Genomic DNA, 1,674 nt, shown 5'->3' with positions numbered 1-1,674 from the left:
AGAAAGAAATAGGTATGCACCTTCCTTGCCGCTATCTTTTTGAATACCGAGCCATTGGTGTATTCCGGGTCGAACACCGCTATATCCCCGAAAGGGATGTTGGAGATGGCAAGGTCAAACCGGTTCAGAAACGGCTTTTCTATCTTCTCGAAGCCTTCCGTGCGTATCTTCTGCTGCGGGTACAGGTGTCCGAGCATCTTGCCCGTCAGCAGGTCTTTCTCGAAAGCCATGACCTCCGCCTGCGGATTGTCCGACAGTACCGGGGCGATGAACGCGCCCATGCCCGCAGACGGCTCCAGCACGAGCTTCGGTCGCACCTTCTTGTCGTGGAGCACGTCCACGATGGTGTCCGTGATGGCTTGCGGCGTGTAGAACGCCGTCAGCACCGAGGCTTTCAGCGAGTCCACATACCGCTTGTACTCCGTTTCGTCCCGGCTGTTCTCACGGATGATACGGTGCAGCTCCACCGTCGGGGCGAACAGTTCGAGGTCGGATTTCGCCCAATGCACGGCATCTGCCAGTTCCTTTGCCGGGTTCAGGATGCACTTCAGCCCTCCGAAGCCGCAGTACCGCTCCAGCAGCGCACGTTCCCTTTCCGTCGGGGTGCGCCGTTCCCGGTCAAGCGTGAACGCCGTGCGTACCGCCTCGATGTTGTCCCTCAGCTTCTGTTTCCTATTGAACGCCATAGGACTCCAGATAAAGCATGACGGTTCCGACCAGCTCCGTGTAGAGCAGGTCATGCGCGGGTGACAGGGCGAAGGTGTCATCCGACGTGTCGTAACCGGCAAACAGGTTGTTCAGGTGGGGGTAGAGCCTGCGGCAGAACGGTTCACGCTCCTGTTCCGCCACCTCGTCGGCAAACTCCCTCTCCACGACCTCCGTCAGCAGGGCGTAGGGAGAGAAGTGCAGCTCTTCGAGCAGCACGCGCATGGCTTCCTCGTGGGCGTCCTCCACCGTGCCGCCCGCCAGCCTTTCCTTCTCGAAAGTGGCGGTGGCGGCTTCTTCGCGTCCGGCAATGAAACCGGTATCCGATGCTTTGTCGGGATGGTATTTTCTCAGGTAGTCCAGTAGGTACAGCCCGTAATAGGACAGTTCCGCCGGAACGGTTTTCTTGTTCTGTTTCATCTTTTTATGGATTTAGTGGTGAAAAAATCGGATATTGATATGGATAAAGGAGAAGAAAAAAGGCACCCGGTATCCCTCCGAGTGCCGCCACTAAATCCATGTAAAGAAACAGTATCAACGAATTGAAACAGATTATTACATGAATCAGTGGCAAATTTATACATTTATTTTCTTCCTCCTTTCTTGTTTGCGGATTTTCTTGCAGAATTGGTTTCGGGGAACACGAATTTCGTGTTGAAATCCGCATCGAAGGCGACCGCCGCGCTAAACGGCTTGCCCTGTTTGCTCTTGAAGCCGCCGAGGACCCCCGTCCTCCCTTTTGCCAGCAGGTCGGTCATTTCCGTGTCGGTGAGCGTCCTGCCCGCTATCTGGCGGAACACCGGCAGGGCGCAGTCCGGGTTGTCGCAGCGCACCACTTTGCCATAGAACAGCATCGTGCCCGTGCCGCACTTGGGGCAGGCGCAGCCCGATGCCTTGTGACCAAAGATTTTGTCGCAGGCGAGCAGTTCGGTGGTTATCTTGCGGGTGTAGCCCTCGATGTCGCGCAGG

At 56.5% G+C, this 1,674-nt stretch carries 2 protein-coding genes and 1 pseudogene; all 3 read right to left on the bottom strand.

What is annotated here, in order from left to right; genetic code table 11:
* Positions 1-686 (bottom strand): annotated as a pseudogene (locus B5F34_RS17110) (SAM-dependent methyltransferase); the annotation flags it as partial.
* A complete protein-coding gene (locus B5F34_RS17105; RefSeq protein ID WP_087247933.1) occupies positions 673-1,125 on the bottom strand; it encodes a DUF1896 family protein in 453 nt (150 codons plus the stop codon). The pseudogene B5F34_RS17110 and the gene B5F34_RS17105, both read right to left, overlap by 14 nt.
* A gap of 164 nt (positions 1,126-1,289) precedes the next feature.
* Positions 1,290-1,674 (bottom strand): topoisomerase C-terminal repeat-containing protein (locus tag B5F34_RS17100; protein WP_204245637.1); only part of this gene is annotated, 385 nt, incomplete at its 5' end.

The organism is Mediterranea sp. An20, assembly GCF_002160055.1.
GTDB classification, from domain to species: Bacteria; Bacteroidota; Bacteroidia; order Bacteroidales; family Bacteroidaceae; genus Bacteroides; species Bacteroides avicola.
Note: the sequence above shows the minus strand (reverse complement) of the source record. Positions and strands in the feature narration are given on the sequence as shown.

Coding starts and splice junctions, on each gene's coding strand:
- B5F34_RS17105 (WP_087247933.1), bottom strand. CDS start 1,125: ATGAAACAGAACAAGAAAACCGTTCCGGCGGAACTGTCCTATTACGGG.